Here is a 14,806-nt window from a genome sequence, read left to right as displayed (position 1 = left end):
TAAAATTGAACGTAAGGTTTGTTCCAAGAATTTAAATCACGTTTGAACTCAAAATGAATCGACCGCGACTTTTGACCATAACTAAATATGCTCTTTCTTTATTGTATTAAATGTAAGATTAATTTTTGAGATTTTTAGTAAGAAAATTTATAAAAATAATTTCGTTAAGAAACATCAAGTTTTTTTAAATTAAAACACACATTTTATATATTTTTTAAATTTATAAACATTTATTCGTAAAATGTTATTTTATATGTAAAATATTTTACATTTGAAAAATTACAAGCCTAACCAAATGATTATACCGTTAAGAATTTCACTATTGGATGATCATCCTGCAATTACTGACTCTTACAGCAATTGCATTAGTTGTATGACTCATTGTGAAAATTTTAAAGTTTCTTGTTTTAATACAATTGAGGATTTTTATGATACGCTGTCTAACCAATATAACCCAGATATTATATTTCTTGATTTGAGTATGCCTTCTTATCTAAAGGAGAAAATAGAAGATGGATTTCATTTAGCAAAAATTCTTAGAAAAAAATTTCCTGCGATTAAAATTATCATCTTGACAATGCACACCTCGCCATTGTACATTTATGATGTTATTGAAAAAATTAGACCCGAAGCATTTTTAATAAAGAGCGATGCTGATGCTAACGAAATCATCAAAACATTTGAAATGGTACTTGCAAAGAAAAGATATTATAGTAAAACTGCCGAATGCGTGCTTGAAAATGTTTCTAAACATGCTTTTTGCCACGATGAGATTAATAGAAATATCCTGCTCATGACTTCAGAACGGTATACGAGCAAAGAGATTTCTGAAAAGTTGCAGATTTCAACAAGTACGATTGAGAAAAGAACAGCAATGATTAAACAAATTTTAAATATTGAAGGTCAGAATAACAAGACATTAATTGAAATATTAAAAAAATCAAACTTAATGTGATTTTTACAGAAAAACCCGTAAAATTGTTTTAAAAAAAGTGTTTAAGTTTGAAAATCAAATACTGCAGGATTTGAGAAATTATTTAACTTAAAATTTTTTAAATTATGAAAAAATTACTTTTATTATCAGTTGTTGGAGTTTAGTTTGAGTTCGTTTACGAATAAAATTGAAGCTATTAAAAACTAATCCAAATGAACATACCGTTAGATGTGCTGACGGACATTATGTTACTTTTCAATGTGGATGTATCGACCAGCAAGACGTTAACGACTGGGGTAGTATCTATTGCGGTTCTTAAGTCAAACTTACTACACCTTTATTCAGTTATAATACTGAGGGTGTAGTCTTTTTCAATACACTTACAATTATGATAAAATACATATTTATATTATTATTTTCTACAAATCTATTTGCTCAAAACGGTCTTGTATATTATGGCTTTATAGATGCGAAAGGCATGGGGAATGCCAAAGGTCCTGATAGCAACGCTTACCTTGTATTCAACAAAGAACAATCCTATTTTGTAACAGCTAAAGATAGTTTGGAAAGCAAAGTGTCAAAAACCGAAACTAAAACTTTTAAAAATGAGGGAGAAAGTGGAGGCTTGACTATAATGGGGAATAAAGTTAGTCCGCAAGGAGATCAAGTGGCTTATCATATTAAAAAAAATACGATGTGGTCTAATGTATTACTTGGAAATCAAATATACACTAAAGAAGTCGCTCCAGATATGAATTGGAAAATTAGTAAAGAAATAAAAAAAATAGGAAAATTTAATTGTAAAAAAGCAACATCTAATTTTAGAGGAAGAATTTACACCGCTTGGTTTACCAGTGATATTCCTTTACCCTACGGCCCATGGAAATTGCATGGCTTACCTGGCTTGATTTTAGAAGCTTATGACACCGATAAAAATCTTTATTGGTATTTTAAAAGCGTAGAATATCCCTCAAAAACAAAAGAAAAAGCTAAATACATGTCTATTCCCAAAGACAATAAATGGCTAAATTATACAGAGTTTCAAAAAGAGCAACAAGATATACTTGAAAAAGCTATGGAGAAAAACAAAATAATGGCTAAAAAATATCCAGGTTTTAAAATAAGTGACCCTGATATAGAATTGATGTTTATAGAGTTTAAATAATAAAAATATGATAAAATTTCAACTATGTCTTTTCACATTTTTCTTTCTTACTAACTGTTTTTCGCAAAAAGGCCTCATTCATTATGGATTTATTGATGCAAAGGGAATTGGTAATGGAAAAGGTCCAGACAGTAATGCCTACCTCGTATTCAACAAAGAGCAATCCTATTATGTAACCGCTAAAGATAGTTTAGAAAAAGCTGAAAAGATTAACGAGCAGAAAACATACAACAATGACGACGATAGCGGAGGAACAATATATAATGGAATGAAAGTTAGTCCCCAAGGTGACCAAGTGGCTTATCACATCAAAAAAAATACGATGTGGTCAAATGTTTTGTATCGGAAGCAAATCTATATTAAAGAAGTTGCGCCTAGTCAAACATGGAAAATAGAAAAAGAAACAAAAAAAATTGGAAAATTTAATTGCAAAAAAGCGACAACCACTTTTAGAGGAAGAACATACACCGCTTGGTTTACCAGTGATATTCCTTTACCCTACGGCCCATGGAAATTGCATGGATTGCCTGGATTGATATTAGAAGCGTACGACTCTAATAAAAATGCATATTGGTATTTTAAAAGCGCCGAGTATCCCTCAAAAACTAAGCAAAATGCAAATTACATGTCCATTCCAAAAGGGCTGAAATGGTTATCATACCAAGAGTTCAAAAAAGCGCAACAAAATGAAATTAACTTAGCTGACGATAATAATAAGTTGAACGCGAAAAAATTTCCTGGCGTACAGTTCTTACTGCCCAAATTAACAGATATGTTTTTAGAATGTGAGTAATTTTTAAAAGTTAAATATAAATCAATAAAAGTTTTCATATTGAAATTTAGATTTTCATTGCTCATCATTTTATTTTCCTTTTCATTAGTTGCGCAACAGATAAAAGTAACAGGAAAAATAACAGATTCTCAAAACAGAAGCATCGATGGTGCTTCTGTTTTATGTATGGATACCAACGAAAATAGCTTGGGGTATGGGTTTTCTGATGAAAATGGAAATTACTCATTATCAATAGAAAAAGCTACCGAAGAAATTATATTGGAAGTTTCCAACTTAGGCTTTCAGCAACAAAGGCTCACAGTTCCCTCAAAAAATAGTTTGACCGTCAATTTCACATTAGAAGAAAAAGCAGAATTTTTAGACGAAGTGGTCATTGAAGCAGGAAAAAAAATAAGAATTGACCAAGATACCACAACCATAAAAGTGGCTAGCTTTGGCAATAAAACAGAACAAACTGTTGAAGACATTTTAAAAAAACTACCCGGAATTGAAGTTTTAAAAGATGGAACTATCAAGGCGCATGGAAAAAGAATCGACAAACTATTGATTGAAGGCGAAGACATGTTCGATAAAAACTACAAGCTTTTATCAAAAAATCTGGATGCAAAAGTTTTAGACGCTGTTCAAATTATTGATGCTTTTGAAGATAATCCGATTTTGAAAAAATTGAATAATTCAGATAAGGTAGCTTTAAATCTAAAGTTAAAAGAAGACAAAACTAATATCTGGTTTGGAAATATTTCTCTGGGTACAGGTGTTGTTTCAGAAGATCGATGGAAAGAGAGCTTAAATCTTGGATTGCTCAAGAAAAAGATAAAACTATTTTATCTGGGTGATTACAATAATTTAGGCGAAAAAGCGACTGAAATGATTTCTGAAAATGTATTTCAAAATGATATTTTTGGGAATGATCGCTATGAATATACAGCAAAGCGACTGTATAAGATTAACGGCAGTGAGATTTCGTTATTTAGTAAAACCCAGAATGTTTTTAATACCGCTTTTTTAAATTCTTTTAGTTTTACTACAAAAGTGAATGCTAAGCTGTCCTTGCGTGGCGTGGTTTACCTTGCTGATGACAAACAAACCCAAAATTCTTTTTCTGAAACTAACTATAATCTAGACATCGAGCCCATTTCTTTCACAGAAAATAATGACTTCAAAAATCACAAGACTCTAGCATCGACGGAAGTGGAGCTAAAATATTTTGCCGATGATAAAAATTATATAACCAATTTATTTGTGCTAAAAAATAATCCAAACAAAACGAATAGCGACCTTCTGTTCAACGATGATTATGTGCATCAATATTCTAAGGTCAGAAATAGCACATTTTACAATCATTTTAATCACACCTACCAGCTGGCAGAATACAAGGCTTTGAGCAACTATATTTATTTTGGAAATGACAATATCAAAGAAAAAACTAAAATCAGCTCTCCATTTCTTAATGATTTTTTAAATATCAATAATTCTTCTGTAATCAATCAAGTTGCTGATAACAAGGTGTTTTTCGCTGGCGCACAAAGCAAGTTGATTTCAAAATTTGGCAAAATTGATATTACCAATAGTTTGCAATTTGAAATCAACAAAGAACAATTTGAAAGCACATTTGATGCAGATGGCACCACATTTTCTGAATATGAAAATAACACAAGATTAAACCAAGCAAAATCTTCGTTTGATAACACTTTTCGTTATAATCTTTCGAAAAAAATAGACTTTACAGGAAGCGTAAATTTTCAGAATATTTCGTTCAAAACAGATGTTCGAAACAATGCTTTCATTGTAAATCCAGAAATTTCAATAAATATTAAAAAAACTGGGTTTGGAAACTTCACAGTATCTTACAAAGAAAACAGCACGCTGTATGAAATCAATCAGCTTACTTCAAATTTGCAATTGATAGATTACAGAAGCTTTTCTAGAGGAACGTTATTTGACAAACCTTTGAAAAATTCAGTTGCGAGTTTCAACTATGCCATGTATAACGATGAAAAAAGATTTTCGATTAATTCCAGTCTTATTTACATTAAAACACATTCCACGTTAACAACGGAAAGTATAATTACCAATGAATTTAATTTTATGAATTATGTACCGATTAAAGGCGGTGAAAACTATAATTTTAATTTCAGCTTTGTAAATTATATCCGAAAATTGAAAGTGGCCTCAAAATTAGAAACCATTCAGTCTTGGAATAATTCACCGTTTAAAGTGAATTCAGACGCTTTTTCGCATGCAAAAAGTTATAGCAATATTGTAAAATATTCAGCGACAACTTATTTTAAATTACCCATTAATTTAGATGGCGGATTTGCTTATAATTATAGTCAATCAAAATTTAACGGAATAAAAAACAGCAATATTACTAAAGAAGCGTTTGCAAATTTTAATTACGCCATTTCAGAAACGCTGCTGGCGGAATTCAACAATTCATTCTATTTTATCGACAGAAGCACCTACTCTTTTAGCAACATCATTGTAAATTATAATCCCATTGAATGTAAATTTTCTTATCGACTTATTTTCAATAATATTAATAATGAAGATAATTTTAAAACCGTTTCTCTTAGCAATTTCACGTCTTATCGTTCAGAAACAAAATTAGTCCCAAGATATTTGCTTCTTAGTGTAAAATATAGGTTTTAATTATTTCCTTTTCTCCACAAAAAATCGCTTCATTAAACTCGAGGCTTCTTCTTCCAAAACACCAAACTCGACAACCGTTTTTGGATGTAATTTTGTTCCTAAAGTCATAAAACCGCGCTGTTCGTCCCTGGCTCCAAAGACAATTTTTGAGATTTGGCTCCAATATAAAGCGCCGGCACACATTTGGCAAGGTTCCAAAGTTACATATAACGTGCAATTTTTAAGGTATTTTCCGCCTAAGAAGTTAGCGGCGGCGGTGATCGATTGCATTTCTGCGTGCGCCGTCACGTCGTTCAGCACTTCGGTCAAATTATGGCTTCTTGCAATCACCCGATTTTCCACGACAATGATGGCTCCAACAGGAATTTCGCCTTTGTCAAAAGCGGATTGTGCTTCCTGCAACGCTTTTTTCATAAAATATTCGTCTGTGAAAATGTTTTCCATAATATATCTAGGTCGTAAAAATACGATTTCAAATCGTACCTTTGCTTTATGCCAGAAAATTTGCTTCAAAATATAAATTCTCCGAAAGATTTACGACAAATTCCTGAAAAGGATTTGCCTCAACTTGCCCGAGAATTACGTGATTTTATCATTGATATTGTTTCGGTTAAAGAAGGTCATCTTGGCGCAAGCCTTGGCGTGATTGAGTTGACGATTGCGTTGCATTATGTTTTTAATACACCTGAAGATTTGCTGGTTTGGGATGTTGGACACCAAGCTTACGGTCATAAAATTTTAACCGGAAGAAAAGATAATTTTGATACAAATCGCCAATTAGGTGGGATTTCTGGTTTTCCAAAACGTGATGAAAGCGAGTTTGATACTTTTGGCGTAGGCCATTCTTCCACGGCCATTTCGGCGGCTTTGGGGATGGCGATTGCGTCTAATTTGAATGGAAATTTTGACAAAAATCATATTGCGGTTGTTGGCGATGCTTCAATCGCATCTGGAATGGCTTTTGAAGGATTGAACCACGCTGGCGTTACTGACGCGAATTTATTGGTGATTTTAAACGACAACGCCATTGGAATTGATCCGAGCGTTGGCGCTCTAAAAAATTATTTGACTTCAGTCAAAGAAGGCAAAAATCCACGGCAGAATAATATGATAAAATCTTTGAATTTTGATTATTCTGGACCAATTGACGGCCACGATATTTTTGCCGTAATCAAAGAATTGCAACGTTTAAAAAAGACAAAAGGCCCAAAGTTCTTACATATAATTACCACAAAAGGAAAAGGTTTAGAACAAGCTGAAAAAGACCAAGTAAAATATCACGCTCCGGGGAAATTTGATAAATTAACTGGAGAAATTATCGTTAAATCGGAAGAAAATCTTCCTCCAAAATTTCAAGATGTTTTTGGGTTGACGCTTTTAGAATTAGCCGAAAAAAACGAAAAAATTGTTGGAATTACGCCTGCAATGCCATCCGGAAGCTCTTTAAAATTTATGATGGATGCTTTCCCAAAACGTGCTTTTGACGTGGGAATTGCAGAACAACACGCGGTGACTCTATCTGCCGGAATGGCGACTCAAGGAATGATTGTGTATTGCAATATTTACTCAACTTTTTTGCAACGCGCTTATGATCAAGTAATTCACGATGTAGCTTTGCAAAATCTTCCGGTGATTTTTTGTTTGGATCGAGCCGGTTTGGTTGGCGAAGATGGCGCGACACATCACGGCGTTTTTGATTTGGCATACCTTCGATGTATTCCAAATATGATTATTTATTCTCCGATGAATGAAATTGATTTGCGAAATATTTTGTACACCGCACAATTAGGTTTAAATCACCCAGTTGCAATTCGTTATCCGCGTGGTCGTGGCGAAATTGTGCATTGGAAAAAACCTTTCGAAAAAATTGAAATCGGGAAGGCCAAATTATTGAAAAAAGGAAGCAGAATTGCCATACTTTCCAACGGATTTATTGGTACAAACGTGATTCCTGCTTTGGCACAAATCAACAATCCGCACGACTTTGCGCATTATGATTTTCCATTCGTAAAACCTTTGGATGAAACCTTACTTCACGAAATTTTTAGCAATTTTGAAAATATCATAACGTTAGAAAATGGCACAATAAAAGGCGGTTTTGGCAGTTCTATATTGGAGTTTGCTTCTTCAAATGGTTATTCAATTCCTATAAAAGTACTCGGAATTCCCGATGCCTTCATAGAACATGGAACTATTGAAGAATTGCAAAATTATAGCAAAATCGATGCAGAAAGTTTGAAAATAATTTTTGAAAGCTATTGAAATTGCTGACTTTTGCAAAACCAAAATCTAAAATGCTTGCTATGAGATTATTTTCTATAACTTTCGGGTTATTCCTTTTATTTTCTGCCAACTCTTTTGCTCAATCTGTTGATACAATTAATGTAAAAAAACCAGATAGCGTCATTATCCCGATGCCAGTTTCGAAGTGGAAAAAGGAAAATATCGTGGGTTTTGATTTAAATGAAATTGCTTTTGTAAACTGGAATGCCGGTGGAAACAGCGCTATTTCTGGGCTTATCAAAGGAACCTTTACCAGAAAATATGAAAACGGAAATCTAAAATGGAATAATGAATTAATCGTTCGTTATGGAATAAGCAAGCAAGATGGCGTTGAACTTCGAAAAACGGACGATGCTTTTCAGTTTAATTCCACCTTTGGTTATAGAAAAGACACGACTTCCAGCTGGTTTCATACTGCAAAATTTAACTTTAACACACAGTTTACGAGCGGTTATGCTTACCCAAATACTGAACTGGCGATTTCAAAACCATTTGCTCCAGCTTATACTTTTCTTGGGGTCGGTGCCGAATTTAACAATAAAAAGAAAAATTTACAACTCTATATTTCTCCGTTGACGCTTAAAAATACTTTGGTTTTAGAACAAAGATTGGCTGACCAAGGCGCTTTTGGAGTTGATAAAGCGGTTTATGATCCGGTAACCGGCGAAAAATTAAGAGACGGAAGTAATTCCCGAACAGAGCTCGGTTTCTTGTTCACAAGCGGTTACAAAACTGAAATTGTAAAGAATATCAAGCTTGAAAATAAGTTGACATTGTACAGCGATTACATCAATAACTTCGGAAACATTGATGTTGACTGGCAACTGCAACTTGATTTTATCGTAAATAAATACGTTCGTGCGAACATCAATACGCACGTGATTTATGACGATGATATCAAAGCAAAGGAGGAAATCAACGGCGAACAAGTTATCGTTGGTCCAAAAATTCAGCTAAAACAAATGCTTGGCGTTGGATTAATTTATAGTTTTTAAGCTATAATTTCTTTCTTCCGTTTATGGTGTTGAACAATTCTAAAGCATTTCCGTCTGTTAAAAGCGAGACGTAATGGCAAATGTGAAGCAATCTGTGGTACAAACTTTCCTTTTCATTTAAGAATTTTTCCGGAAGCATTTTCAGCAACAAATTGTCATAATTAGAAGCTTCTCCAAGGAATTTATTATTGAAAGCTGTGATGAATTTATCTAATAAAGTTTGGATGATTTGATAGCCAACCACTTCTTTTTCAATAACCTCCCTGCTTTGGTAGATATTTTTCACACTCAAAGCGATGATATCATTCATTTGAGCTGTGTATTTGCTTTTTTCCGTCAATGCATAAGGAAATTTTCCTTGCAGAATCAATTCTTCATTTTCTACAAAGACTTTAACCGCATCGTTAATTAAGCTTCCGATAGCAAGGGCTCGCAAGTAACTGATACGATCTTCTTTGGTAGTTAAGGCGTTGAATTTTGGTGTGTCAATGCTGTCTTTTACCAACTTGATTAGATATTCTAAAGCAAAATCTTCCGAAACCAAACCAAGATTTATTCCGTCTTCAAAGTCAATAATTGTGTAGCAAATATCATCGGCTGCTTCAACCAAATAAGCTAACGGATGTCTTTCAAAACCAATATCGTTTCCGGTTTTATTGGGAATCATTCCTAACTCTTTCGCTACATCTTCGAAGAAATCTTTATCTGTTTGGAAAAAACCATATTTTTTATCGGCAATATTTTTCGTAGGTTTCTTTGGAAGCGATTCCTTCGGATATTTCATAAAAGCGCCGAGAGTCGCATACGAAAGTCGCAAACCGCCTTCAATTCCTGGTCGGGTTGCTGTTAAAAGTGAAAAACCGTTAGCATTTCCTTCGAAATCAATCAAATCTTGCCATTCTTTTTCAGAAAGCTGGTCTTTAAATTGCTTACCATTTCCAATCTTGAAATATTCTCCAATTGCTTTTTCTCCAGAATGACCAAAAGGCGGATTTCCGATGTCGTGCGCCAACGAAGCTGCGGCGACAATTGCACCGAAATCATTGGGCTGATAACCGTGAACTTCCTTTAAATGCGGATACTTTTCAATGATTTTTTTCCCTACCAATCTTCCTATCGAACGTCCAACAACCGAAACTTCCAAACTGTGCGTCAATCTAGTGTGCACAAAATCAGTTTTTGAAAGCGGAATCACTTGGGTTTTATCTTGCAAGCTTCTAAAAGGTGCCGAAAATATGATTCGGTCATAGTCAACTTCAAAACCAAGTCGCGTGTCGTCTTGCTCTTTTCGCAGTCTTTTGCCTTTGTCGCCTTGCCTTTTTAACGATAAAAGTTGTTCCCAGTTCATCATTGGAATTTATGATTTAAGATTTTTGATTTAGGATTTATTTTGAGTATTGAATTGTCTTTTTCGGTCTTCTAAAACTTTTCTTTTTACAACATATGTTTTTGAAATTGAATCATGCCAGCCTTTTCCAGGAGGACTTAAAAATGATAAAATTTCAAACGGAATCAGCCTGCAAATAGATCTAACCAAGATTTCATCAGTAGTTGGTTTTTCTCCGTTTCTATCAACCACGACTGTATTTGTGATTAATTTTCCGATGGTTACAGCGAAAAGTATCTCAAAAAAATTGTAGTAAACTAGAATAATTGCCGACACAAAAGCATATTTGACCACATCTTTTACCGACTCAATTTCTGCAACTATATCTTTATTTCCATTGGAAATTGCGACGATTACAATGATCATAAAAATGCCAAACATCATGATCACTTGGCAAATATAATCGATCAAATAATTTGCAAAACGCTGTCCGTGAGAAGCGAAAAGTTCATCATCTAATTCAAATTTTGTAGAATTCTGTTCTTGCATTAAAACTATTCTTTTTTATTCGAAAGAAAGAAAAGTTTCGATTTCTTTGGATATTTCTCGTATGTTTTATCGCTTGGATTCTCGATAACAGTTTTTAAATTTACTTCGTCGCCCAATTTAAAACTAGCTTCAACTTGCTGATAATCTAATAAATATGGTCCGCAGAAATAATTTCCGTTTTCATCTTTTTCGATAATTCCTGTATAAACTCCCTTTTGATTTTCTTTTGACATTTTGTTTTTATTTAATTTTTTGTCGCTGTTTCCAGCTTGCTTATTTCGTCGTTGATGATATTATTTTTGATTTGCTTGAAGACAAAATCTTTTGCTTCTGAAAATGAAATTCCGAATTTCTTTTCTATGTTTTGATACTTTTTAGGAAATCTTTCGAGCAATTTTTTATAATAATCTTCCAATAAATTTTCATCGGGAGAATTGAATTCCAATTTCAGTTCAAATCTTCTGACCAAAGCTTCGTCAATCATCTGAATTTGGTTTGTCGCCGCAATCAAAATCGAATTCTTCGGAAAGTTGTCGATCAATTGCAAAATCGCATTGACAACGCGTTTCATTTCACTGCTGTCTTTGTTATCATAATCCCTGATTTGTCCCAAAGAATCAAATTCGTCAAAGAACAAAACCGAGTTTTCATAATTGGCTTCCTTAAAAATACTGTGGATATTTTTTGCCGTTTCGCCTAATTTGGAAGAAACAACGGTTGCCAGATTTACGATAAAAATTCTTTTATCTAATTCCTTTGCAATCGCTTTGGCAGTCATAGTTTTACCACAACCCGTTTTTCCAAACAGAAGCATTTTATTGGCCACCGGAAGCTCATATTGATGCAGAATTTCAGAAAATTTATGTTCCTTCAAGAATTGGTCAATTTGCTCTGAAACCGAAGCTTCAAAAACCACATCCTTTAAATTTACATCTTCTCGATCTCTGTAATATAATGCACTCAATTGTGAAAAATTTTATACAAAGATAGTTACTAAATACGGTTGTTTATAAAAAAACAGCCCTCAAAATGAGAGCTGTTTATAGTTTGTGAATTCCTTTTCTTGTATCGTAAAATGCAATAAGGTAAATTTCGTTTTCGATGGTTTTATAATACAGAATTGTTTTCTTATTTATAACCGCTTTTCTGATTTCTTTTTTTAATTGATAAATTGGAAAAATTTCAGGCTTCAAACTGATAGAATTTACAACTGAAATCACATCAGAGTAATAATCTTGCGCTACTAAAAGTCCAAATTTTATTTCAATGTAATCTATAATTTCATTTAAAGTATATTCAGAATTTTCAGTCCAAACTACATTCATTTGGTTTCAAATTTTGTCTTGAAGCGTTCTAAAACTTCATTATGAGAAGAAAATCTTCCGTCTTCAATATCTTTTAAACCTTTTTGAATTGATTGATTTTCAAAATCAGAAATTTCTGTTTCTTCTTTTATATCCAAAATCTTTTCGATAATTTTTTCATCTTTAAGATCTTTCAACCATTGAAGTATGTTTTGTTTTTCTATTGTAATATCCATAACATCAAGCATTAGAAAACAAATTTACAAATTAAAAACAAAAAAGAGCTGTCAATTAACAGCTCTTTTGATTTGATTATTTTCTTAAAAATTAAGATCCACACATTTCACAATCATCCGGTTCAGAAGATTGCGCTCTTTGCAACATCGCTTTGAATTCATTAACATCAATAGGTTCTACATCTGTAGAAACATTTGGCGCTAATTTTTTAGCTGGAGCTGATGCGACAACTTCAGATTCAACCAAAACTGGCTCCTCTTTTTTATCGTTGTTTAATGTAAATTTAATGGCATCAACCGCAGATTTTGTTCTTAAATAATACATTCCCGTTTTCAATCCTGATTGCCAAGCATAAAAGTGCATTGACGTTAATTTTGAGAAGTTTGCATTTTCCATAAACAAGTTCAAAGACTGTGATTGGTCAATGAAATAACCTCTTTGGCGTGACATATCTAAGATGTCTTTCATGCTCATTTCCCAAACTGTTTTGTACAATTCTTTGATATGAGCTGGAATGATATCGATGTTTTGAACCGATCCGTTGTGACGCATGATTTCTTGTTTCAAGCTGTCATTCCAGATTCCAAGTTCTACTAAATCTTCTAATAAATGTTTATTTACAACGATGAATTCTCCTGAAAGCGTTCTTCTTGTATAAATATTTGAAGTGTAAGGCTCAAAAGCTTCGTTGTTTCCAAGGATTTGAGAAGTCGAAGCTGTTGGCATTGGAGCCACCAAAAGTGAGTTTCTCACACCGTGTTTCACAACTTCAGTTCTTAATGAAGCCCAATCCCATCTTCCAGAAAGTTCTTCATCTTTCAATCCCCAAAGGTTGTATTGGAATTCTCCTTGAGAAATCGGCGAACCTTGGAAAGTTGAATATGGACCTTCGATTTTAGCCAATTCCATAGAAGCTGTAACCGCTGCGAAATAAAGCGTTTCAAAAATTTCTTGATTCAATTTCTTTGCTTCGTCACTTGTAAAAGGCATTCTCAACAAGATGAAAGCATCAGCCAAACCTTGCACACCAAGACCAACTGGCCTGTGACGCGTATTTGAGTTTTCAGCTTCAATAACAGGATAATAATTTCTGTCAATTACTTTATTCAAGTTCAATGTCACGCGTTTTGTAACATCGAATAGTTTTTGGTGGCCAAATTTTCCGTTTTCAACGAACATTGGCAACGAAATAGAAGCCAAATTACAAACTGCGACTTCATCCGGAGATGTAAATTCGATGATTTCAGTACATAAATTTGAAGAACGAATGGTTCCTAAATTCTTTTGGTTTGATTTTCTGTTCGCCGCATCTTTGTACAACATATAAGGAAGACCAGTTTCAACTTGAGATTCTAAGATTTTCTCCCAAATTTCTCTTGCTTTTACCGTTTTTCTACCTTTTCCAGCTGCTTCGTATCCTAAGTACAATTTATCGAATTCTTCACTGTGAACGTCAGACAATCCTGGACATTCGTTCGGACACATTAGGGTCCAAGTTGTATCTTCTTGAACGCGTTTCATGAACAAATCAGGAATCCACATTCCAAGGAACAAGTCACGAGTTCTCATTTCTTCTTTACCGTGATTTTTTCTCAAATCAAGGAAATCAAAAATATCGGCATGCCAAGGCTCGATGTACATTGCAAAGCTTCCTTTACGTTTTCCACCACCTTGATCCACATAACGAGCCGTCATATCATACACTCTCAACATCGGAACGATTCCGTTTGAAGTTCCGTTTGTACCGCTGATATACGAACCTGTCGCTCTCACATTGTGAATTGCAAGACCAATTCCTCCCGCTGATTGCGAGATTTTTGCCGTTTGTTTTAAAGTATCATAAATTCCGTCAATACTATCATCTTTCATTGTCAACAAGAAACAAGACGACATCTGAGGCTTTGGAGTTCCTGCGTTAAAAAGTGTTGGCGTTGCGTGCGTAAAGAATTTTTTAGACATTAATTCATACGTTTCAATCGCAGAAGCAATATCTTCTTTATGAATTCCCACAGAAACACGCATCAACATATGTTGTGGTCTTTCGACGATTTTACCGTTGATTTTCAACAAGTAAGAACGCTCTAAAGTTTTAAATCCGAAGTAATCGTAGTTAAAATCTCTGTTGTAAATAATTACAGAATCAAGTGCCTGAGCATTTTTTTGGATAATTTCATGTACGTCATCAGCCAATAACGGAGCTGCAGTTCCAGTTCTTGGATTGATATAATGAAACATATCGTTCATCGTTTCTGAAAACGATTTTTTGGTGTTTTTGTGCAAATTAGAAACCGCAATACGCGCCGCCAATTGTGCATAATCTGGATGCGAAATCGTCATTGAAGCTGCAGTTTCAGCCGCAAGATTGTCTAATTCAGAAGTTGTAACTCCGTCATAAAGACCTTCAATAACACGCATTGCCACTTTTACTGGATCAACCAAATCGTTTAATCCGTAGCATAACTTACTTACTCTATCCGTAATTTTATCAAACATTACCGGCTCTCTATTGCCGTCTCTTTTTACTACATACATATTTTTCGAATTTTGAGTGTTGTCATTTACGCTTT

At 33.8% G+C, this 14,806-nt stretch carries 15 protein-coding genes; 7 read left to right on the top strand and 8 right to left on the bottom strand.

The genetic code is table 11. From position 1 onward, the window contains the following. The first annotated feature begins 271 nt into the window (after positions 1-271). The 5 genes from ACFPVY_RS11310 (at position 272) to ACFPVY_RS11290 (ending at position 5,544) form a co-directional block, all read left to right on the top strand. Positions 272-955 (top strand): DNA-binding response regulator, encoded by a 684-nt coding sequence (locus ACFPVY_RS11310; protein WP_379792120.1) that lies wholly within the window; start codon positions 272-274, stop codon positions 953-955. A gap of 166 nt (positions 956-1,121) precedes the next feature. After that, on the top strand, positions 1,122-1,253 hold the full coding sequence (locus tag ACFPVY_RS11305; RefSeq protein WP_379792119.1) for a hypothetical protein: 132 nt from the start codon (positions 1,122-1,124) through the stop codon (positions 1,251-1,253). 69 nt (positions 1,254-1,322) lie between these two features. Next, entirely contained in the window at positions 1,323-2,099 is a 777-nt protein-coding gene (locus ACFPVY_RS11300; protein ID WP_379792118.1) for a GLPGLI family protein, read from the top strand. Positions 2,100-2,106: 7 nt separating this feature from the next. Continuing rightward, positions 2,107-2,892: a GLPGLI family protein gene (locus ACFPVY_RS11295; protein ID WP_379792117.1), complete on the top strand. Its 786-nt coding sequence runs from the start codon at positions 2,107-2,109 to the stop codon at positions 2,890-2,892. 39 nt (positions 2,893-2,931) lie between these two features. After that, positions 2,932-5,544 (top strand): carboxypeptidase-like regulatory domain-containing protein, encoded by a 2,613-nt coding sequence (locus ACFPVY_RS11290; RefSeq protein WP_379792116.1) that lies wholly within the window; start codon positions 2,932-2,934, stop codon positions 5,542-5,544. Here the strand turns inward: ACFPVY_RS11290 and ACFPVY_RS11285 are convergent, their stop codons facing one another. Beyond that, positions 5,545-5,988 (bottom strand): nucleoside deaminase, encoded by a 444-nt coding sequence (locus ACFPVY_RS11285; RefSeq protein WP_379792115.1) that lies wholly within the window; start codon positions 5,986-5,988, stop codon positions 5,545-5,547. A 48-nt stretch (positions 5,989-6,036) separates the two neighbouring features. Here ACFPVY_RS11285 and ACFPVY_RS11280 point away from each other — a divergent pair, with 48 nt between their 5' ends. Both ACFPVY_RS11280 and ACFPVY_RS11275 read left to right on the top strand, forming a co-directional pair. Beyond that, positions 6,037-7,806, top strand: coding sequence for a 1-deoxy-D-xylulose-5-phosphate synthase (locus ACFPVY_RS11280; RefSeq protein ID WP_379792114.1), 1,770 nt, complete (start codon positions 6,037-6,039; stop codon positions 7,804-7,806). Between the two features lie 41 nt (positions 7,807-7,847). After that, positions 7,848-8,822 carry a DUF3078 domain-containing protein gene (locus ACFPVY_RS11275; RefSeq protein ID WP_379792112.1) on the top strand — a complete coding sequence of 325 codons (975 nt, stop codon included), beginning with the start codon at positions 7,848-7,850 and terminating at the stop codon, positions 8,820-8,822. Between the two features lies 1 nt (position 8,823). Here ACFPVY_RS11275 and ACFPVY_RS11270 read toward each other — a convergent pair whose 3' ends face one another. The 7 genes from ACFPVY_RS11270 to ACFPVY_RS11240 all read right to left on the bottom strand — a co-directional run bounded on the left by ACFPVY_RS11270 (position 8,824) and on the right by ACFPVY_RS11240 (position 14,771). Further along, entirely contained in the window at positions 8,824-10,170 is a 1,347-nt protein-coding gene (locus ACFPVY_RS11270) for a deoxyguanosinetriphosphate triphosphohydrolase (RefSeq protein WP_379792248.1), read from the bottom strand. A 30-nt stretch (positions 10,171-10,200) separates the two neighbouring features. Continuing rightward, positions 10,201-10,698 carry an RDD family protein gene (locus ACFPVY_RS11265; protein WP_379792111.1) on the bottom strand — a complete coding sequence of 166 codons (498 nt, stop codon included), beginning with the start codon at positions 10,696-10,698 and terminating at the stop codon, positions 10,201-10,203. 5 nt (positions 10,699-10,703) lie between these two features. After that, positions 10,704-10,931: a hypothetical protein gene (locus ACFPVY_RS11260; RefSeq protein ID WP_379792110.1), complete on the bottom strand. Its 228-nt coding sequence runs from the start codon at positions 10,929-10,931 to the stop codon at positions 10,704-10,706. A gap of 11 nt (positions 10,932-10,942) precedes the next feature. Beyond that, positions 10,943-11,662 carry an AAA family ATPase gene (locus tag ACFPVY_RS11255; protein ID WP_379792109.1) on the bottom strand — a complete coding sequence of 240 codons (720 nt, stop codon included), beginning with the start codon at positions 11,660-11,662 and terminating at the stop codon, positions 10,943-10,945. Between the two features lie 76 nt (positions 11,663-11,738). After that, entirely contained in the window at positions 11,739-12,023 is a 285-nt protein-coding gene (locus tag ACFPVY_RS11250; RefSeq protein ID WP_379792108.1) for a type II toxin-antitoxin system RelE/ParE family toxin, read from the bottom strand. Beyond that, positions 12,020-12,238, bottom strand: coding sequence for a hypothetical protein (locus ACFPVY_RS11245; protein WP_379792107.1), 219 nt, complete (start codon positions 12,236-12,238; stop codon positions 12,020-12,022). The genes ACFPVY_RS11250 and ACFPVY_RS11245 overlap by 4 nt, the downstream gene beginning before the upstream one ends. A gap of 91 nt (positions 12,239-12,329) precedes the next feature. Continuing rightward, positions 12,330-14,771, bottom strand: coding sequence for a ribonucleoside-diphosphate reductase subunit alpha (locus tag ACFPVY_RS11240; protein WP_379792106.1), 2,442 nt, complete (start codon positions 14,769-14,771; stop codon positions 12,330-12,332). Positions 14,772-14,806 lie beyond the last annotated feature (35 nt).

The organism is Flavobacterium qiangtangense (assembly GCF_042658345.1).
Lineage (GTDB): Bacteria > Bacteroidota > Bacteroidia > Flavobacteriales > Flavobacteriaceae > Flavobacterium > Flavobacterium qiangtangense.
This window is presented reverse-complemented; position numbering and strand designations above follow the sequence as displayed.